Source organism: Geodermatophilus sp. SYSU D00703 (assembly GCF_054050155.1).
Window position 1 is genome coordinate 49,126 of the sequence record NZ_JBJGYU010000007.1, and the last position, 17,412, is coordinate 66,537.

The window sequence follows — 17,412 nt, forward strand, 5'->3', positions numbered from 1 at the left end:
CGGCGCGGCTGGGAACGGCGCGCCTCCCCCCGTCGACGGGAGGTGTCCCACGGGCACCGCTTATGCTGCGACGGTGACGATCGCACCGGCGCCGATCGTGAGCCGGCCGAGCCCGGCTCGCGAGGTCGAGAAGGGCTCGCGGCTCTCGAACCTGCTGCGGACCACCGACCACAAGACCATCGGCCTCATGTACCTGGCCACCTCGTTCGCTTGGTTCATGGTGGGCGGCCTCATGGCCCTCCTCATGCGCGGCGAGCTGGCCCGGCCGGGGCTGCAGTTCCTCTCGCCCGAGCAGTACAACCAGCTGTTCACCATGCACGGCACGGTGATGCTGCTGTTCTTCGCGACGCCGCTGTTCTTCGCGTTCGCGAACCTGGTCATGCCGCTGCAGATCGGCGCGCCCGACGTCGCGTTCCCGCGGCTGAACGCCTTCTCCTACTGGCTGTTCCTCTTCGGCAGCTCGATCGCGGTCGCGGGCTTCCTCACCCCCGCCGGGGCGGCCGACTTCGGCTGGTTCGCGTACACGCCGCTGTCCGACGTCACCAACAGCCCCGGTGCCGGCGCCGACCTGTGGATCGCGGGCCTGGCCGTCTCCGGTCTGGGCACGATCCTCGGTGGCGTCAACTTCATCGCCACGATCGTCTGCCTCCGGGCGCCGGGCATGACGCTGTTCCGGATGCCGATCATGACCTGGAACACGCTCGTCACCAGCGTCCTGATCCTGCTGGCCTTCCCGATCCTCACCGCCGCGCTGTTCGCGCTGCTGGCCGACCGCCAGCTCGGGGCGCTGGTGTACTCCGAGGAGAACGGGGGCGCCATGCTGTGGCAGCACCTGTTCTGGTTCTTCGGGCACCCCGAGGTCTACATCATCGCGCTGCCGTTCTTCGGCATCGTCACCGAGATCATCCCGGTGTTCTCCCGCAAGCCGCTGTTCGGCTACAAGGGCATGGTCTTCGCGACCCTGGCCATCGGTGGTCTGTCGCTGACGGTGTGGGCGCACCACATGTACGCGACCGGGGCGGTCCTCCTGCCGTTCTTCGCGTTCCTGACCTACCTCATCGCCGTGCCGACCGGGATCAAGTTCTTCAACTGGATCGGCACCATGTGGCGGGGGCAGCTGACCTTCGAGACGCCGATGCTGTTCTCCGTCGGCTTCATGGTCACCTTCCTCCTGGGCGGTCTGACCGGTGTGCTGCTGGCCAGCCCGCCGCTGGACTGGCACGTCTCGGACAGCTACTTCGTCGTGGCCCACTTCCACTACGTCGTCTTCGGGACCGTGGTGTTCGCCGCCTACGCCGGCATCTACTTCTGGTTCCCGAAGATGTGCGGCCGGATGATGGACGAGCGCCTCGGCAAGCTGCACTTCTGGCTGACCTTCATCGGCTTCCACGGCACGTTCCTGGTGCAGCACTGGCTGGGCAACGAGGGCATGCCGCGCCGGTACGTCAACTACCTGCCCACCGACGGGTTCACCACGCTGAACACGGTCTCGACGATCTTCTCGTTCGTGCTCGGCGCCTCGACCATCCCGTTCCTCTACAACGTCTTCAAGTCCTGGCGGTTCGGGCCCCTGGCCCTGCGGGACGACCCCTGGGGCCACGGGAACTCGCTGGAGTGGGCGACGTCGTCCCCGCCGCCGCGGCACAACTTCACCGAGATCCCGAAGATCCGCTCCGAGCGCCCGGCGTTCGAGGCGCACTACCCGCACCTGCTCGAGCGGCTCGAGCGGGAGAAGCACGTCGGCGGCCGGCACGAGCCGTACGCCGGCGAGATCGGCCTCACCGGTGGCGCTCGGCAGGGGAGCAGGGACCCCGACCCCACCTGAGAAGACCCCTGCCCCCCGCCGCTCGCAGGCTCGCGTCGGGACCCTGCAGGGGGCCAGGCCCTTCACGATCCACAGCGACGCCCCGTCGGCCCGGCCGGCGGGGCGTCGCCGCGTGTGCGGCACGATGGGGCAGTGCCGCTCGACCCCGCCCCCCGCACGCCGCCGGACCCCCGACCCGAGACGCCGCGCGCCCTGCTGACCGTCACCGGGTTGGACCGGCCCGGTGTCACCGCGCGGCTGTTCACCGCGCTGGCCGAGGCCGGGGACGGGCGGCGGGCCATCGAGGTGGTCGACGTGGAGCAGGTCGTCGTCCACGGCCAGCTGGTGCTCGGCGTGGAGGTCACCGCCGTGCGGCTGGACGGCGGGCCGCCGGTCGACGACGCCGAGTTCCTCGCCCGCCTGGCCCGCCTGGCCGCCGAGGTCGCCGACGCCACGGGCATGCAGGTGCAGGTCGACTCGGTGGACGAGGAGAAGCGGTCCAACAGCCGCGCGCACCACGTGATCGTGCTGGGCCGGCCGGTCCCGCCGGCCGCGGTCGCCGGGGCCGCCTCGGCCGTCGCGGGCCTCGGCGGCAACATCGACGCCATCCGCCGGCTGTCGGACTACCCGGTGGTGAGCTTCGAGCTGACCGTCTCCGGCGCGGAGGCCACCGAGCTGCGCACGGCGCTGGGCTCGGTGGCGGCGCGGACCGGCGCGGACATCGCCGTGGAGCAGGTCGGCCTGACCCGGCGGAGCAAGCGGCTCATCGTGCTCGACGTCGACTCCACCCTGGTCCGCGGGGAGGTGATCGACGAGCTGGCCGCGCGCGCCGGCCGGGCGGCCGAGGTCGCGCGCCTCACCGCCGCGGCGATGAACGGCGAGCTCGACTTCGCCGAGTCGCTGCGCGCGCGGGTGGCCGCCCTCGCCGGACTGCCGGTGGAGGTGCTCGACGAGGTGCGCGAGGCCCTGGTGCTCACCCCGGGGGCGCGCACGCTGATCCGGACCCTGAAGCGGCTGGGCTTCCGCTGCGGCATCGTCAGCGGCGGCTTCACCCAGATCACCGAACCGCTCGCCGAGCAGCTCGGCCTGGACTTCGCCGCGGCCAACACCCTGGAGGTGGCCGACGGGAAGCTCACCGGCGGTCTGGTGGGGGAGATCGTCGACCGCGCCGGCAAGGCCCGCGCGCTGGCCCGCTTCGCCGACGAGTACGGCATCCCGCTCGACCAGACCGTGGCCGTCGGCGACGGCGCCAACGACCTCGACATGCTCAACGCGGCCGGGCTGGGCATCGCCTTCAACGCCAAGCCCTACGTCCGCGAGCAGGCGCACACCGCGCTCAACCAGCCCTACCTCGACGCGGTCCTGCAGGTGCTCGGCTTCACGCGGGACGAGGTCCTCGACGCGACCTGAGCGACGACACCGTCGCCCTCCGGGCGACACCGCGGCGATCACATCGTCGCCCTCCGGGCGACACCGCGGCCAGGTGCCGTGCCCTGCGCCGTGGAGCCGCTGCCCGTGTCCCGGTCGGGCGGCCCTCCGGGCCCCCGCGACCGGTCCACACGGCTGCCTGCCGTTCCCCTCTTGCCGAGCGTCAGTCGCCTCGCTCAGCCGGGTTGGTGGACCTTCCCCTCGAGCTCGACGCCCGCGGTCCGCAGTTGCTCGAGGGCGGCGTCGGTGGTCTCCGGGGCCACGCCGGCGGTGAGGGCGAGCAGCACCCGGGTGGCGAAGCCCTCGCGGACGGCGTCGAGCGCGGTCGCCCGGACGCAGTGGTCCGTGGCGATGCCGACCACGTCCACGGCGTCGACCCCGCGCTCGCGCAGCCAGTCGGCCAGGGCGACGCCCCCCGAGCTGCCCTCGAACCCGGAGTAGGCCGCGGAGTAGTGCCCCTTGTCGAAGACCGCCGCGATCGGCTCCCGGTCCAGCCGGGGGTGCAGCTCGACACCCTCGCTGCCGGCGACGCAGTGGGCCGGCCAGGTCTCGACGAAGTCCGGCTGCTCGTGGAAGTGGTCGCCGGGGTCGACGTGGTGGTCCCGGGTGGCGACGACGTGGGCGTACTCGCCGGCGTGCGCCCGGACGTGGGCGCTGATCGCGTCGGCGACCGCCGTCCCGCCGGCGACGGCGAGCCTGCCGCCCTCGCAGAAGTCGTTCTGCACGTCGACGACCACCAGTGCGCGGGTCATCGTGGTACCTCCCCGGTCAGGACGTGACCGTCTCGATGGCGCAGTCCCCGCGGGAGAGCGCCCAGGCCTCCTGCGGCAGGGCCGCGCGCGCCCGCTCGTGGTGGGCGCGCGCCTCGGCCAGCGCCTCGGCCGGCGTGGCCGAGCTCAGCACCGTGCCGCCCTTCACCAGCGGGACGACGAGGTCCCGGTCGCCGTCCCGGGGTGTGATCGGCGCGCTGCTGATGACCTCCGCCGTCGCCGTCCCGGACTCGTCGTGCCGGCGGACGGCGTTCTTGCGGCCGCCGACGGAGTACTTGCCCTCCGCCTTCTTGGCCACCGGGACCCCGTCGCGCTCGACCAGCTTGTAGACCATCCCGGCGGTGGGGGCGCCCGAGCCGGTGACCAGGGACGTGCCCACGCCGTAGCCGTCGACCGGCGCGGCCATGAGCCCGGCGATGGCGTACTCGTCGAGGTCGCTGGTCACGATGATCCGTGTGCCGGTCGCGCCCAGGGAGTCCAGCAGCTCCCGCGCGTGCGTTGCGAGGGTGGGCAGGTCGCCGGAGTCCAGCCGGATCGCGCCGAGCCGGGGCCCGGCCACCTCGACGGCGGTGCGGATGCCCTGGTCGACGTCGTAGGTGTCGACCAGCAGGGTCGTCCCCACGCCGAGGGCGGCGACCTGCGCGCGGAAGGCGGCGACCTCGTCGTCGTGCAGCAGCGTGAACGCGTGCGCGCTGGTGCCGGTGGTGGGGACGCCGTACCGGCGGCCCGCCTCGAGGTTGGACGTCGCCGTGAAGCCGACCAGGTGCGCGGCGCGCGCGGCGGCGACGGCGGCCTCCTCGTGGGTGCGCCGCGAGCCCATCTCGATGCAGGGCCGCTCGCAGGCGGCGCCGACCATCCGGGCGGCGGCCGAGGCGATCGCGCTGTCGTGGTTGAGGACCGACAGGATCAGCGTCTCCAGCAGCACCCCCTCGGCGAACGACGCCCGGACGGTGAGCACGGGGGAGGTCGGGAAGAACAGCTCGCCCTCGGCGTAGCCCTCGACGTCCCCGCTGAAGGAGAAGTCGGCCAGCCAGTCCAGCAGCCGCTCGTCGGTCAGGCCCTGGTCCCGCAGCGACACGAGGTCCTCGTCGGAGAAGCAGAAGCGGGGGAGCTGCTCGAGCAGCCGCCCGGTCCCGGCCAGCACGCCGTAACGGCGGCCGTGCGGCAGGCGGCGGGCGAACACCTCGAAGACGCAGTCGCGGTCGGCGGTGCCGTCGGCGAGCGCGGCGGCGACCATCGTGAGCTCGTACCGGTCGGTGAGCAGGGCAGAACCCGTCGACATGGCTTCGGAGCCTAGGCCGGTGGGGCGGTGCCGACCCGCCGAGCGGCCCGCGTCCTAAGGTGAGGGCGTGGCCGGACCCCTCGCGCCAGCACGGACGCCCGAAGAGACCGTCGAGGAGCGCGATGACCTCGATCGGCCCTGGGTGACCATCGTCTGGAACGACCCGGTCAACCTCATGAGCTACGTGACCTACGTGCTGCAGGAGCTGTTCGGCTACGACGAGCCGACGGCGACCACGCTCATGCTCCAGGTGCACCACGAGGGCAAGGCCATCGTCAGCTCCGGGCCCCGGGAGCGGATGGAGCACGACACCAGCCGGCTGCACGCCTACGGGTTGTGGGCCAGCTTCCAGCGGGACTCATGAGGCCGTTCCGCCGCAAGGGGGACGACGTGGTGGCCCGGCTGGAACCGGCCGAGGCCCACATCGTCGCGCTGCTCCTCGACCAGCTCGAGCAGCTGCTCACCGCCGACGCCGGTGACGTGAGCGGGGACCCGGTGATCGCCCGGCTGCTCCCTGAGGGGCACCGCGGGGACCCGGAGCTGTCCGCCGACTACCGGGAGATGACCGAGGCGGGGCTGCGCTCGGGGAAGGCCGACGACCTGGCCACGGTGCGCGCCACCCTGCCGCCCGACGGCGGGCCGGTGCGGCTGGACCCCGACCAGGCGGCGGCGTGGCTGCGCACCAGCAACGACCTCCGGCTGGCGCTGGGCACCCGGCTCGACGTCACCGAGGACACCGAGCCGCCGGAGGACCTCGGCAGCGACGAGGGCCAGCAGCTGGCGGTCTACTACTGGCTCACCGGCCTGCAGGGGTCACTCGTCGACGCACTCGCCGCCGGTCGCGCCGGCCGAAGGTGAGCAGGACCAGCGCGACGAGCAGCGCGTCCAGGGCGAACAGGACCGAGACCATCCCGTGCAGCTCCACGCCGCGGACCAGTGCGCCGACCGTGGAGACCAGCACGATCACCGAGAGCGCGAAGACCAGCAGCAGCACCAGCGAGCGCAGGGTGACCAGGAGCACCAGCGAGGCCCGGTCGGCGCCGACGTCGCTGCTGTAGTGACCGCTGCGGCGCCGCAGCCCGCCCCACCCGAGCACCAGGGCCGGCGGCGCCATCAGCAGGACGCCGACGGCGAACAGCAGCGAGGAGACCACGAGAGGGCACCGTATCGGGCGGCCCCGTCGCGCAGCGCCCCGAGCCTGGTGACGTACTGGAACGGCCCCCTGCAGGAGCCCGCTTCGAGCCCGCGAGCGGTGGGGGGCAGGGGGTCCTCGTAGACTGGGGCCGTGCTGCGCATCGACCGCGCGACCTACGACGCCATCGTGGCCCACGCCCGGGAAGACCACCCGGACGAGGCCTGTGGTGTCGTCGCCGGTCCGGAGGGCAGCGACCGGCCCGAGCGCTTCATCCCGATGCTCAACGCCGCGCGGTCGCCCACGTTCTACGAGTTCGACTCCGGTGACCTGCTCACGCTGTACCGGGAGATGGACGACCGGGACGAGGAGCCGGTGGTCATCTACCACTCGCACACCGCCACCGAGGCCTACCCGTCGCGCACCGACATCAGCTACGCGTCCGAGCCGAACGCGCACTACGTGCTCGTCTCCACGCGGCACCACGGCGCGCAGACCGGGCTGGCCGGTGACGAGGTCGAGTTCCGCAGCTTCCGCATCGTCGACGGCGAGGTCACCGAGGAGGACGTCGACGTCGTCGAGTCCTACCTGTTCGGCCACTCGCCGACGACCGTCGTCTACGACTGAGGAAGGACCCTCCTGCCCCCGCCGCTCGCAGGCGCGCGTCGGGCCCCTGCAGGAGGGCCGACGGGGCCGAGGAATGCCCCGTGGCGAACGGGCGTTGCCCGACCAGACGCACGGCTCGCTGCCGCTCAGCGGGCCCGCCCCATCCCGACATCCCGAGGAGATCAGCACGCCATGGCCATCGAGGTCCGGATCCCGACCATCCTGCGCACCCACACCGGCGGCAACAAGACCGTCGAGGGCACCGGGGACACCCTCGCCGCGCTCGTCGACGACCTCGACGCCAAGCACCCGGGTCTGAAGAACCGCCTGGTCACCGAGGACGGCAAGCTGCACCGCTTCGTCAACGTCTACGTCAACGACGAGGACGTCCGCTTCACCGGCGCGCTCGACACCCAGGTCAAGGACGGCGACTCGGTGACGATCCTCCCGGCGGTCGCCGGCGGCTGCTGAGCATCCCGCTCGGCCCGCACCCGCCCGTCTCCCGGAAGAGCACTCCCATGGTCCGCTTCGCCTCCCTCGTCGACTCGCTCGGCAACACCCCGCTCGTGGGGCTGCCGAACCTGTCGCCGACCCCTGACGTCCGGCTGTGGGCCAAGCTCGAGGACCACAACCCCACCGGCTCGATCAAGGACCGGGCGGCGATCTCGATGATCGAGGCGGCCGAGAAGGAGGGGAAGCTCAAGCCGGGCGACACCATCCTCGAGCCGACCAGCGGCAACACCGGGATCTCGCTGGCGATGGTCGCCCGCCAGCGGGGTTACCGGCTGATCTGCGTGATGCCGGAGAACACCTCGATCGAGCGACGCCAGCTGCTGGAGATGTACGGCGCGCAGATCATCAGCTCCCCGGCGGCCGGGGGGTCCAACCAGGCCGTCGCCGTCGCCAAGGGGCTCGCCGCCGAGCACGACGACTGGGTGATGCTGTACCAGTACGGCAACCCGGCCAACGCCGAGGCGCACTACACCGGCACCGGCCCGGAGATCCTCGCCGACCTGCCGTCGATCACCCACTTCGTGGCGGGCCTGGGCACCACCGGCACGCTCATGGGCGTCTCCCGGTTCCTGCGGGAGAAGAAGCCCGACGTCAAGGTGATCGCCGCCGAGCCGCGCTACGGCGAGCTGGTCTACGGGCTGCGCAACATCGACGAGGGGTTCGTGCCCGAGCTCTACGACCCGAGCCTGCTGGACTCCCGGTTCAGCGTCGGGCCGCAGGACGCCGTCCGCCGGACCCGCCAGCTGGTCGAGCAGGAGGGCATCTTCGCCGGGATCTCCACCGGCGCGATCCTGCACGCGGCGCTGGGCATCGCCGACAAGGAGGTGGCGGCCGGGCGCAAGGCCGACGTCGTCTTCATCGTCTGCGACGGCGGCTGGAAGTACCTCTCCACCGGCGCCTACGCCGGCACGCTGGAGGAGGCGACCTCCGCGCTGGAGGGCCAGCTGTGGGCCTGAGCCGGCCGGCCCGGGGCGTGAGCCGCGTCTCCCGGTGATGCCCGCTAGCCTGACCTGCGTGTCTGGGGCGGCTGCGTGAGACTCACGATCGTCGGCTGCTCGGGCAGCGGTCCGGGGCCGGAGTCCCCGGCGTCCTGCTACCTCGTCGAGCACGACGGGTTCCGGCTGCTCCTCGACCTCGGCAACGGGTCGTTCGGCGCGCTGCAGGGACTGGTCGACCCGGCCACCGTCGACGCGGTCTTCCTCTCCCACCTGCACGCCGACCACTGCCTCGACGTCGCGCCCTTCGTGGTCTGGCACCGCTACTCGGGCCGGTCCTCCCACCGGCTGGTGCCCATGTACGCCCCTGTGGGTGCCGAGCGCCGGCTGGCGCTGGCCTACGACTCCGACGGCGAGGGGCTCACCGACGTCTTCGACTTCGTGCCGGTCGGGGCCGGGCAGCTGGAGCTGGGCCCGTTCGCGGCCGAGCTGGCCCGCACCGCGCACCCCGTCGAGTGCTACGCGATCCGGCTCACCGCCGGCGGCCGGTCGCTGGTCTACACCGGCGACACCGGCGCCAGCGAGGCCGTCGTCGAGCTGGCCCGCGGGGTCGACGTCCTGCTGGCCGAGGCCGCGCACCCCGAGGTCCCGGACCTCCCGCCGGCGCTGCACCTCACCGGCCGGGAGGCGGGGGAGCACGCCGCCGCGGCGGAGGTCGGCCGGCTGCTGCTGACGCACGTTCCCGCCTGGGTCGACCGGGACACCCAGCTGGCCGACGCGCGGGCGGTGTTCGCGGCCAGCGAGCTCGTCGAACCCGGCGCGACGTACGAGGTCTGAAGAAGGACCACCCTTCCCCCCACGCCTCGCACGCGCAGGCGGAGGGACCCTGAAGGGTGGCCGTTCCAGTACGTCACCAGCTCGCGGCGAGCCTCTGGACGGGGTCGCCCCCCGATCTCCCGCTTGCCCGCTCCGGCAGCGGCGGGCACGGTGGGTCGGGTGGTGGACGACGAACGCGATGGCGTGCGGCTGACCAGCCTGGACGCACCGCTCGGTGACGGGCTGGAGGTCACCAAGGGCGATCTCGTCGACCACCTCGACGCGTTCGCCGACCGGCTGGTGCCGCAGCTGGCCGGGCGGCCGCTGTCGGTGAAGCGGGTCCGCCCCGGCCAGCAGCCGTTCATGCAGCGCAACGTGCCCAAGGGAGCGCCGGAGTGGGTGCGGACGGTCCCCGTCTGGTCCACCGGCGCGCACCGCGAGGTGCACCAGGTCCTCTGCGACGACCACCGCACCCTGCTGTGGCTGGCCAACCAGCGGGCCGTCGAGTTCCACGTGCCGTTCGTCCGGGCCGGCGAGGTCGAGCCGACCGGGATCGTCCTCGACCTCGACCCGCCCGAGGACGCCGGGTTCGACGTCGTCGTGCGCGCCGCCGAGCTGGTGCGCCGGGCCCTCGCGGACTCCGGGCTGGCCGGCGCGGTCAAGACCAGCGGCTCGAAGGGGGTGCACGTCGTCGTCCCGGTGCGCGGAGCGCAGGCGGACGACGCCGCGGCGGCGACCCGGGCGCTGGCGGTGCGGGCCGAGCGGCTCGACCCCGAGCTCGCGACGACGGCCTACATCAAGGCCGACCGGCAGGGCCGGGTATTCCTCGACTCCACCCGGTCCTACTCGTCGACGATCGTGGCCGCCTACAGCCCCCGCATCCGGCCCGGCCTGCCGGTGTCGGCCCCGGTGTCGTGGGAGGACCTGCCGGCCACCCGTCCTGGGGAGCCGACCGTGCGGACGGCGGCGGAGCACCTGGGCGACGGCGACCGGTGGGCCGACCTGCTGCCCGAGGCGCAGGAGCTCCCGGCCGACCTGGTCGCCGAGGGGCACACGATCCCGGTCGCCCGGGTGCAGGCGATGCACGAGGGCCGCCGGCGCGCGCGGGCCCGTCGGGCGGAGGAGGGGGACTGACGGTTCCGAGCTCCCTCCACAGCGGGGGACGCCGTCCACAGCCCGGCCAGCCGCGGCCCGCACGGGCACCGGTCGGCGGCGCAGGCTGCCGGCATGACGATCGATCCGCAGACCACCGCCTGGCTCGACCAGGAGGACGCCCACCTCGCCGGGGTGATCCGCGCCCACCGCTGGGCCGTGACGTACGTGTGGCCGGGTGAGGACGGCGACGGGCCGTCGTTCGGCTACACCGTCGGGCTGTTCGGCCTCGGCCACCCCGAGCTGGTCGTCGTCGGGCTAGGCCCCGACCACACGCACGCGATGCTGCAGCGGGTCGCCGGGGAGGTCGCCGCCGGCCGCGACGTGGCGGGCGTGAGGGCGTCCGCCCGTCGACGGGAGGCGGGGTGGCGCGGGCTCAGGCCAGGCCGAGGTCCCGGCGCAGCTTGGCCACGTGCCCGGTGGCCTTCACGTTGTAGGCCGCCTTCTCGATGCGTCCCTCGGCGTCGACGACGAAGGTCGACCGGATCACGCCGATCACCTCCTTGCCGTAGAGCTTGCGGGGACCGAAGGCGCCGTAGGCCGTGAGCACCTGCTTGTCGACGTCGGAGACCAGCGTGATGCCCAGCCCCTCCTTCTCCCGGAAGCGCAGCAGCTTCTCCGGGGCGTCCGGCGAGATGCCGATGATGTCCAGCCCGGCCTCGGCCAGCTCGCCGGCGGCGGCGGTGAAGTCGACCGCCTGGGTGGTGCAGCCCGGGGTCAGCGCGGCGGGGTAGCAGTAGACGATGACCCGCCGGCCGCGGTGGTCGGCGAGCGACACCGGGTTGCCGTCCGCGTCGGGCAGCGTGAACTCCGGTGCCGGGTCCCCGGGGGCCAGGCGGACGGGGGCCGTGTCGGTGCCGTTGGCGGTGTCGGTCATGCCCGGCATCCTGCCGTGCCCTGCCGACCGGTATCCACGGGGTGCCGTCAGGCGGTCCCGCCCGTCAGCCGGGCAGGAAGGACAGCCGCACGTGCCGCTGCGGGTTGTCGGTGTTGGTGTCAACCAGACAGATGCGCTGCCAGGTGCCCAGCTGCAACCGGCCCTCCAGCACCGGCACGGTCGCGTGCGGCGGGACGAACGCCGGCAGCACGTGGTCCCGGCCGTGGCCCCGGCTGCCGTGCCGGTGCCGCCAGCGGTCGTCGCGGGGGAGGAGCTGGTCGAGCTGGGCGAGCAGGTCCTCCTCGCTGCCGGAACCGGTCTCGATGATCGCCAGCCCCGCCGTCGCGTGGGGGACGAAGACGTGCAGCAGGCCGTCGGCCTCGCTCCGCACGAACTCGGCGCACTCGCCGGTGAGGTCGACGACGGTCGGCATCCCGCCGGTCCGGACGGCTCGCAGCTCCGATCGCATGCCGGTGATCCTGCCGGGCGGCGCAGGCGCCCGCCCGCGGCGCACTACTGTCGGAGCACGTGACGGCGACACCCGGGAAGACCCGCCCCGACGGCCGGGCGGCCGACCAGCTCCGCCCCGTGACGATCACCCGCAACTGGCTCGACCACGCCGAGGGCTCGGTGCTGGTCGAGTTCGGCCGCACCCGCGTGCTGTGCGCCGCGAGCGTGACCGAGGGCGTCCCGCGCTGGCGCAAGGGCTCGGGCCTGGGCTGGGTCACCGCCGAGTACGCGATGCTGCCCCGCGCCACGCACACGCGCAGCGACCGGGAGTCGGTGAAGGGACGCATCGGCGGCCGCACCCACGAGATCAGCCGGCTGGTCGGGCGCTCGCTGCGGGCCTCGATCGACCTGGCCGCGCTGGGGGAGAACAGCATCGCGATCGACTGCGACGTGCTCCAGGCCGACGGCGGCACCCGGACCGCGGCGATCACCGGCGCCTACGTCGCGCTGGCCGACGCCGTCTCCTGGCTGGCCGACCGCAAGAAGCTCGCGAAGAAGACGGCCATCGTGCAGTCGGTGGCCGCGGTCAGCGTCGGCGTCGTGGACGGCCAACCGCGGCTGGACCTCGCCTACGAGGAGGACGTGCGCGCCGGCACCGACATGAACGTCGTCTGCACCGGCGAGGGCAGCTTCGTCGAGGTGCAGGGGACCGCGGAGAACGGCGTCTTCGACCGGGCAACCCTCGACGCGCTGCTGGACCTGGCCGTCGCCGGCTGCGCCGAGCTCACCCGCGTCCAGACCGCGGCGCTGCAGGCAGCGGCCCGGTGAGCACCCGGCTGCTGCTGGCCACCCGCAACCCGGGCAAGCTCGCCGAGCTGCAGCGGCTGCTGGAGACCGCCGTCCCCGGGGTGACCGTGGTCGGCCTGCGGGACGTCGAGGACTACCCGGAGGCGCCCGAGACCGGTGCCACCTTCGCGGAGAACGCACTGCTCAAGGCGCGGGAGGCGGTCCGGTACACCGGGCTGCCCGCGGTGGCCGACGACTCCGGGATCGCCGTCGACGCGCTCAACGGGATGCCTGGGGTGCTCAGCGCGCGCTGGTCGGGCCGGCACGGCGACGACGACGCCAACACCGCGCTGCTGCTGGACCAGCTGGCCGACGTGCCCGACGAGCGGCGGGGGGCGGCGTTCGTCTGCGCGGCCGCGGTGGTGACCCCGGAGGGCGCCGAGCGGGTGCTGGAACGCAGCTGGCGTGGGCGGGTGATCCGGGAGAAGCGCGGCAGCAACGGCTTCGGCTACGACCCGGTGTTCGTCCCGGAGGGGCTCGAGCTCACCTCGGCCGAGCTGGCCCCGCAGGAGAAGGACGCCCGCAGTCACCGAGGTCAGGCCTTCGCGGCACTGGTCCCGCTGGTCGGCGAGCTCCTGGGGAGGGCCTGACCGGGCGGAGGGTCCAGTGGCGCAGCTCGGGGCCCGGTTCGACCGGGCGGTCGTCCCCGTCCGAGTGCGGGAGGGGGGAGTCGAACCCCCACGCCCGAAGGCACCAGATCCTAAGTCTGGCGTGGCTGCCGTTACACCACTCCCGCGCAGGTGCCGAGTCTAGGAGGCGGCGGCGGGGGAGCCCCGCGAGTGGCGGCGCGTCGCCCGTGCGGGTGCCCCGGCCCGACGGGAACGCGCTGGTTCGCGCGGCGTCTGGCAGGCTGTCGCCGTGCCTCGCGACCCTCGACAGATCCAGCTGGAGATCGACGCCGCCCGCGAGTCCCTGGCGGCCACCCTCGACCAGCTGGTCCACCGGAGCAGCCCGCAGCGCCTCAAGGCCCAGGGGCAGGCCGCCGTCCAGTCGTTCCTGCAGACGCCGGTGGGCATGGCCGTCGTCGGTGGCTTCGGTCTGCTGATGACGCTGGTCATCGTGCAGAAGGTCCGGCACCGCAACGACTGACGTGCCCCGTCCGCGCCCCGAGCCGGTGGGTCCGGGGCAGGAGTCGGTCTGGGACTACCCCCGCCCGCCCTCGGCCGAGGTGACCGGGCGGCGGATCGTGGTCGAGCTCGGCGGCCGGGTGGTGGCCGCGACCGACCGGGCGGTGCGGGTGTGCGAGACCAGCCACCCGCCGGTCTACTACATCCCGCGCGAGGACGTCGCCGACGGCGTCCTGCAGCGGGCGGCCGGGACCTCCTGGTGCGAGTGGAAGGGGGCGGCCACCTACTGGGACGCCGTCGTCGACGGCCGCCGGGTCGCGGCCGTCGGCTGGTCCTACGAGGACCCCACCCCGCGGTACGTGCTCCTGCGCGGAGCGGTGGCCTTCTACCCGCGCCGCGTCGACCGGGCGCTGGTCGACGGCGAGCCCGTCCGCGCCCAGGCCGGCGGCTTCTACGGCGGCTGGATAACCGACGAGGTCGTCGGCCCCTTCAAGGGGGAGCGGGGGGCGCTCGGCTGGTGAGTCAGGACGACGTCGGCCGCGCGTTCTGGACCAGCGGCAGGACGACGACCTGGAGCACGCGGTCGACGTAGTCGTCGTCCACCGGCTCGCCGGTGAGCAGCCACCGCTGCACGATCAGCGCGCTCGTGGCCTCGGCGGTGACCGACTGCGCCAGGCCGGGGCGGACCTCGCCGCGGGCCTCGGCGCGGGCCCACATCTCCGCGTAGGCCTGACGCCACACCGCGAGGGGGCCCTGCCGGAACGCCTCGACCAGCGCCGGCTGGTACTGCATGGCCGGCAGCAGTGACCGGATGGCGGCCCCGGCGGGGCTGCGGGTGGCCTCGGCCACCAGGTGCATCATCGCCCGCAGGTCGCCCTCGATGCTGCCGGTGTCCGGCGGGGCGGCGACGAACTGGTTGAGGTCGGAGATGGTGTCGACGACCAGGTCCTGCTTGGTGCGCCACCGCCGGTAGATCGTGGCCTTGCCGACCCCGGCCTCCGCGGCGACGGCGTCCATCGTCAGTGCGCCGTAGCCGACCTCGGCGAGCAGTCGCAGGATGGCCGCTCGGATCACCCCGTCCCGGCTGGGGTCACGGGGGCGACCGCCACGGGTGGAACGTGGCGAGTCCGTCATGTGCAGTGCGACCATGGGGCTGACCTTAGACACTCAAGTTGGCGACGGCCGACAGGCGTGCAACGTGTACGTTCCGGATCTGGTTCCGACGGCGGGCCGGGACGCCCGCGCGCCTGTGCGGGCGCGCATCCGCGCTCGGTCATCCTGCAGGAGTGGCGAGCACATTCCCGGGAGCCCGGCGGCGGGAGTACTGGCACGTCCCCGGTCACGCGAGCCGGGTCCTGCTGGGCAGCTCGGACGAGCACCTGCTGGGGGCGGTGGCCCGCACCGCGCGGGCGCTGGGCCTGTCGGTGTCGGCGGCGCCGGACCTGCTCGACCTCACCGACGAGGCCGGGGAGCGCGGTGTCGAGCGGCTGTTCCGGCGGCTGGCCCGCGAGCTGACCACCGCGGAGGCCGACGGCGTGCGGGTGGTGACCGACCCCCCGGCCGAGCGGGCCGCGCTGACCGCCCGGCTGCTGACCGCGCCGCCACTGGGGGTCGAGCTGGCCCGCCGCGGCGTCACCGCGGACATCGGGCTGCTCGCCGAGGCCGAGCTGTGGTCGGCCTACCAGCCCATCGTGCGGCTGGGCGACCGGCGGGTCGTCGCGCACGAGGCGCTGCTGCGCGGTCTCGTCGACGGCCGGGAGGTCGGCGGCGGGGACCTGTTCTTCGTCGCGGAGTCCGCCGGCTGGCTGGCCCGTCTGGACCGCATCGGCCGCGAGACGGCGATCGCGGGCGCCGCGCCCTGGCTCCGGGACGCCGACCTGTTCGTCAACTCCCACCCGGCCTCGGTCCTCCGGCCGGAGGTCGCCCTCGCCGGCACCGAGCAGGCGCTGCACGACGCGGGCATCCACCCCGGTCAGCTCGTGGTCGAGGTCGGTGAGGTCTCGGCCGTGGCCGACCGCGGGCACCTGTTCTCGGTGCTGGAGCACCACCGGTCGCGCGGCTGGCGGGTCGCCCTGGACGACGTCGCCGCGGGCTGGTCGAGTCAGGAGCTGATGGCCGCCGTCCGGCCGGACGTGGTCAAGCTCGGCAAGGCGGTGGTCCAGGCGCTGCCGGACGACGGCGCCCGGACGATGGTGCGCTCGGTGGTCGAGCTGGCGCACCGGCTGGGGGCGCTGGTCGTCGCCGAGGGGGTCGAGGACGAGCGGGTCGCCGAGGAGGTCGAGGACCTCGGCGCCGACCTCGGGCAGGGCTGGCTGTTCGGCCGGCCGGTCACGCCGCGCGGAGCGGAACGCGGGCCGGTCGGCCCGTCCACCCCCGGGACCGCCCGGTGATCCGAACATGATCACTACGGCAGCGTGCGCGCGGCGGCCCGCCCGCGCGCGGGCACGACGGCGCGTCCCGAGGGGTCCGAAGGACCCTGGTCCCGGTGCGGGGCCTCCGCGCGCCGCCGAACCCCTCGTCACACCCCCCGAGGACGCCTCCACCCCCGTCGCATGACGGGGATCGAGTCAGTGCAGGCCCCAGCCGGTGAGGACGGGCCGGCGGTGCTCGTGGCCGAGGACGCCGAACGAGCCGGCCGGCAGGGCCAGCAGGGCGCCGGCCGCCGGTTCGAGGCCGAGCCAGCGGGCGGTGAGGATGCGCAGGACGTGCCCGTGCGCGACCAGCATGACGTCGCCCTCGGCCAGCAGCGGCCGGGCCCGCTCCAGCACGCGGTCCACCCGCAGGCCGACGTCGGCCAGCGACTCCCCAGGGGTGTCGCCGGCGATGGTGCCGTCCACCCAGATCGACCACGTCCGGCCCAGCTCCTCGCTGATCGCGGCCGTCGTCCGGCCCTCGTAGCCGCCGTAGTCGAGCTCGACGAGGTCCTCGTCGGTGCCGGTCGGGGTGAGCCCGGCCAGCTCGGCGGTCCGGCGGGCCCGCAGCCGCGGGCTGACCCACACCGCGGCGAACGTCCGGTCCCGGAAGACGCCGGCCAGCCGCCGCGCCTGCTCCTCGCCCTCGGGCAGCAGCGGGAGGTCGGTGGTGCTGGTGTGCTGGCCGCTGAGGCTCCACTCGGTCTGCCCGTGCCGGAGCACGACGATCTCGCCCATCGGACCTCCTGACTGTCTCGGAGGTCACATCCTGGTGGGACGGCCACGTCGTCCGCGACCTCTCCGCCGCGCGACCCCGGGCGTCACCGCCAGCGGCGCAGGGTCCCCAGCCGGAGCCGGCGCCGGTACGGCCGCTCCTCGGCGCGCCGCCCCGCCCGGGCCGGCCGGACGGCGACCGCACGGCCGGCCGGGCCGGCTGCCGCCGGTACCGGCCCCGCCACGGGGGTCGCCGTCGCGGAGGGCCGGACGGGGTCCTCGCCGGCCAGCGGGCCGTCGAGCTCCAGCCGGTCGGCCAACCCGGCCACCCGCACCTGCCGCCGGGTGGCCGCCGGCGCGCCGACGACCCGGCACTGGCGACCGGTGGAGCCCAGGACCGCGGTGAAGACGGTGAGGGCCTGCAGGGCCGAGGAGTCCGCGAAACGGGCACCGGCCACGTCCACCACCACCCGGCGGGTGCCCAGGGCGGCGGCCTCCTGGAGGGCCGTGGTGAGCCGGTCGACGGTGGCGGTCTCCGCGTCGCCGGTGAGCCGGACGACGACCTGATCGGGAGCGGGGACGAGCGCGACGCGCAGGTGCGGCACGGGT

At 74.1% G+C, this 17,412-nt stretch carries 22 protein-coding genes, 1 tRNA gene and 1 pseudogene; 15 read left to right on the forward strand and 9 right to left on the reverse strand.

The features are described 5' to 3' along the window. Positions 1 to 73: 73 nt before the first annotated feature. Together ctaD and serB are read left to right on the forward strand one after the other, a co-directional pair. On the forward strand, positions 74 to 1,825 hold the full coding sequence (gene ctaD / locus ACI782_RS09890) for an aa3-type cytochrome oxidase subunit I (RefSeq protein WP_456908593.1): 1,752 nt from the start codon (positions 74 to 76) through the stop codon (positions 1,823 to 1,825). A 132-nt stretch (positions 1,826 to 1,957) separates the two neighbouring features. Next, a complete protein-coding gene (gene serB, locus ACI782_RS09895; RefSeq protein WP_456908595.1) occupies positions 1,958 to 3,214 on the forward strand; it encodes a phosphoserine phosphatase SerB in 1,257 nt (418 codons plus the stop codon). A 194-nt stretch (positions 3,215 to 3,408) separates the two neighbouring features. Here serB and ACI782_RS09900 read toward each other — a convergent pair whose 3' ends face one another. Beyond that, complete coding sequence (locus tag ACI782_RS09900; RefSeq protein WP_456908597.1) at positions 3,409 to 3,984, reverse strand: nicotinamidase; 576 nt, start codon at positions 3,982 to 3,984, stop codon at positions 3,409 to 3,411. A 16-nt stretch (positions 3,985 to 4,000) separates the two neighbouring features. Continuing rightward, complete coding sequence (locus ACI782_RS09905; protein WP_456908599.1) at positions 4,001 to 5,284, reverse strand: nicotinate phosphoribosyltransferase; 1,284 nt, start codon at positions 5,282 to 5,284, stop codon at positions 4,001 to 4,003. Between the two features lie 67 nt (positions 5,285 to 5,351). Here ACI782_RS09905 and clpS point away from each other — a divergent pair, with 67 nt between their 5' ends. Together clpS and ACI782_RS09915 are read left to right on the forward strand one after the other, a co-directional pair. Further along, positions 5,352 to 5,648 carry an ATP-dependent Clp protease adapter ClpS gene (gene clpS / locus ACI782_RS09910; RefSeq protein ID WP_456908601.1) on the forward strand — a complete coding sequence of 99 codons (297 nt, stop codon included), beginning with the start codon at positions 5,352 to 5,354 and terminating at the stop codon, positions 5,646 to 5,648. After that, on the forward strand, positions 5,645 to 6,142 hold the full coding sequence (locus ACI782_RS09915) for a DUF2017 family protein (RefSeq protein WP_456908603.1): 498 nt from the start codon (positions 5,645 to 5,647) through the stop codon (positions 6,140 to 6,142). The genes clpS and ACI782_RS09915 overlap by 4 nt, the downstream gene beginning before the upstream one ends. On the opposite strand, the gene ACI782_RS09920 is transcribed toward ACI782_RS09915, so the two are convergent. Continuing rightward, a complete protein-coding gene (locus ACI782_RS09920) occupies positions 6,081 to 6,437 on the reverse strand; it encodes a hypothetical protein (RefSeq protein WP_456908604.1) in 357 nt (118 codons plus the stop codon). The two genes, ACI782_RS09915 and ACI782_RS09920, sit on opposite strands and share 62 nt — an antisense overlap. A gap of 132 nt (positions 6,438 to 6,569) precedes the next feature. Between ACI782_RS09920 and ACI782_RS09925 the strand changes: the two genes are divergently transcribed. The 6 genes and pseudogenes from ACI782_RS09925 to ACI782_RS09950 all read left to right on the forward strand — a co-directional run. Then, on the forward strand, positions 6,570 to 7,043 hold the full coding sequence (locus ACI782_RS09925) for a Mov34/MPN/PAD-1 family protein (protein ID WP_456908606.1): 474 nt from the start codon (positions 6,570 to 6,572) through the stop codon (positions 7,041 to 7,043). Positions 7,044 to 7,214: 171 nt separating this feature from the next. Continuing rightward, complete coding sequence (locus tag ACI782_RS09930) at positions 7,215 to 7,493, forward strand: ubiquitin-like small modifier protein 1 (RefSeq protein ID WP_456908608.1); 279 nt, start codon at positions 7,215 to 7,217, stop codon at positions 7,491 to 7,493. A gap of 47 nt (positions 7,494 to 7,540) precedes the next feature. After that, on the forward strand, positions 7,541 to 8,491 hold the full coding sequence (locus ACI782_RS09935; RefSeq protein ID WP_456908610.1) for a PLP-dependent cysteine synthase family protein: 951 nt from the start codon (positions 7,541 to 7,543) through the stop codon (positions 8,489 to 8,491). Between the two features lie 75 nt (positions 8,492 to 8,566). Continuing rightward, entirely contained in the window at positions 8,567 to 9,307 is a 741-nt protein-coding gene (locus ACI782_RS09940; RefSeq protein WP_456908612.1) for an MBL fold metallo-hydrolase, read from the forward strand. A gap of 162 nt (positions 9,308 to 9,469) precedes the next feature. After that, positions 9,470 to 10,420 carry a DNA polymerase domain-containing protein gene (locus ACI782_RS09945; RefSeq protein WP_456908614.1) on the forward strand — a complete coding sequence of 317 codons (951 nt, stop codon included), beginning with the start codon at positions 9,470 to 9,472 and terminating at the stop codon, positions 10,418 to 10,420. Positions 10,421 to 10,513: 93 nt separating this feature from the next. After that, positions 10,514 to 10,762 (forward strand): annotated as a pseudogene (locus ACI782_RS09950) (DUF4262 domain-containing protein); the annotation flags it as partial. Between the two features lie 52 nt (positions 10,763 to 10,814). Here the strand turns inward: ACI782_RS09950 and bcp are convergent. Beyond that, the gene (bcp, locus tag ACI782_RS09955; RefSeq protein ID WP_456908616.1) at positions 10,815 to 11,315 is read right to left on the reverse strand and encodes a thioredoxin-dependent thiol peroxidase; all 501 of its coding nucleotides are present in this window, start codon (positions 11,313 to 11,315) and stop codon (positions 10,815 to 10,817) included. 64 nt (positions 11,316 to 11,379) lie between these two features. Next, entirely contained in the window at positions 11,380 to 11,784 is a 405-nt protein-coding gene (locus tag ACI782_RS09960) for a secondary thiamine-phosphate synthase enzyme YjbQ (protein ID WP_456908617.1), read from the reverse strand. A gap of 59 nt (positions 11,785 to 11,843) precedes the next feature. Between ACI782_RS09960 and rph the strand changes: the two genes are divergently transcribed. Beyond that, complete coding sequence (rph, locus tag ACI782_RS09965; protein ID WP_456908619.1) at positions 11,844 to 12,593, forward strand: ribonuclease PH; 750 nt, start codon at positions 11,844 to 11,846, stop codon at positions 12,591 to 12,593. Beyond that, a complete protein-coding gene (gene rdgB / locus ACI782_RS09970) occupies positions 12,590 to 13,201 on the forward strand; it encodes an RdgB/HAM1 family non-canonical purine NTP pyrophosphatase (protein ID WP_456908621.1) in 612 nt (203 codons plus the stop codon). The genes rph and rdgB overlap by 4 nt, the downstream gene beginning before the upstream one ends. A 65-nt stretch (positions 13,202 to 13,266) precedes the next feature. Here rdgB and ACI782_RS09975 read toward each other — a convergent pair. Next, positions 13,267 to 13,347 (reverse strand) — tRNA-Leu (locus ACI782_RS09975). A gap of 122 nt (positions 13,348 to 13,469) precedes the next feature. Here ACI782_RS09975 and ACI782_RS09980 point away from each other — a divergent pair. Further along, positions 13,470 to 13,700, forward strand: coding sequence for a DUF3618 domain-containing protein (locus tag ACI782_RS09980; protein WP_456908623.1), 231 nt, complete (start codon positions 13,470 to 13,472; stop codon positions 13,698 to 13,700). A 1-nt stretch (position 13,701) separates the two neighbouring features. Continuing rightward, positions 13,702 to 14,199, forward strand: a complete 498-nt coding sequence (locus ACI782_RS09985; RefSeq protein ID WP_456908625.1) for a DUF427 domain-containing protein — start codon at positions 13,702 to 13,704, stop codon at positions 14,197 to 14,199. Position 14,200: 1 nt separating this feature from the next. Here ACI782_RS09985 and ACI782_RS09990 read toward each other — a convergent pair whose 3' ends face one another. Further along, positions 14,201 to 14,752 (reverse strand): TetR/AcrR family transcriptional regulator, encoded by a 552-nt coding sequence (locus tag ACI782_RS09990; RefSeq protein WP_456908627.1) that lies wholly within the window; start codon positions 14,750 to 14,752, stop codon positions 14,201 to 14,203. Between the two features lie 212 nt (positions 14,753 to 14,964). Between ACI782_RS09990 and ACI782_RS09995 the strand changes: the two genes are divergently transcribed. Then, complete coding sequence (locus ACI782_RS09995; RefSeq protein WP_456908629.1) at positions 14,965 to 16,068, forward strand: EAL domain-containing protein; 1,104 nt, start codon at positions 14,965 to 14,967, stop codon at positions 16,066 to 16,068. 177 nt (positions 16,069 to 16,245) lie between these two features. Here ACI782_RS09995 and ACI782_RS10000 read toward each other — a convergent pair whose 3' ends face one another. Next, a complete protein-coding gene (locus tag ACI782_RS10000) occupies positions 16,246 to 16,827 on the reverse strand; it encodes a histidine phosphatase family protein (RefSeq protein ID WP_456908631.1) in 582 nt (193 codons plus the stop codon). 83 nt (positions 16,828 to 16,910) lie between these two features. Next, complete coding sequence (locus ACI782_RS10005) at positions 16,911 to 17,408, reverse strand: STAS domain-containing protein (protein WP_456908633.1); 498 nt, start codon at positions 17,406 to 17,408, stop codon at positions 16,911 to 16,913. Between the last annotated feature and the right edge of the window lie 4 nt (positions 17,409 to 17,412).

What these genes read in the sequence shown, in the direction of transcription:
- ACI782_RS09905 (WP_456908599.1), bottom strand. Translation starts at nt 5,284, where the DNA reads ATGTCGACGGGTTCTGCCCTGCTCACCGACCGGTACGAGCTCACGATG.
- ACI782_RS09930 (WP_456908608.1), top strand. Translation starts at nt 7,215, where the DNA reads ATGGCCATCGAGGTCCGGATCCCGACCATCCTGCGCACCCACACCGGC.
- ACI782_RS09935 (WP_456908610.1), top strand. Translation starts at nt 7,541, where the DNA reads ATGGTCCGCTTCGCCTCCCTCGTCGACTCGCTCGGCAACACCCCGCTC.
- ACI782_RS10000 (WP_456908631.1), bottom strand. Translation starts at nt 16,827, where the DNA reads ATGGGCGAGATCGTCGTGCTCCGGCACGGGCAGACCGAGTGGAGCCTC.
- bcp (WP_456908616.1), bottom strand. Translation starts at nt 11,315, where the DNA reads ATGACCGACACCGCCAACGGCACCGACACGGCCCCCGTCCGCCTGGCC.
- ACI782_RS09960 (WP_456908617.1), bottom strand. Translation starts at nt 11,784, where the DNA reads ATGCGATCGGAGCTGCGAGCCGTCCGGACCGGCGGGATGCCGACCGTC.
- ACI782_RS09900 (WP_456908597.1), bottom strand. Translation starts at nt 3,984, where the DNA reads ATGACCCGCGCACTGGTGGTCGTCGACGTGCAGAACGACTTCTGCGAG.
- ACI782_RS09915 (WP_456908603.1), top strand. Translation starts at nt 5,645, where the DNA reads ATGAGGCCGTTCCGCCGCAAGGGGGACGACGTGGTGGCCCGGCTGGAA.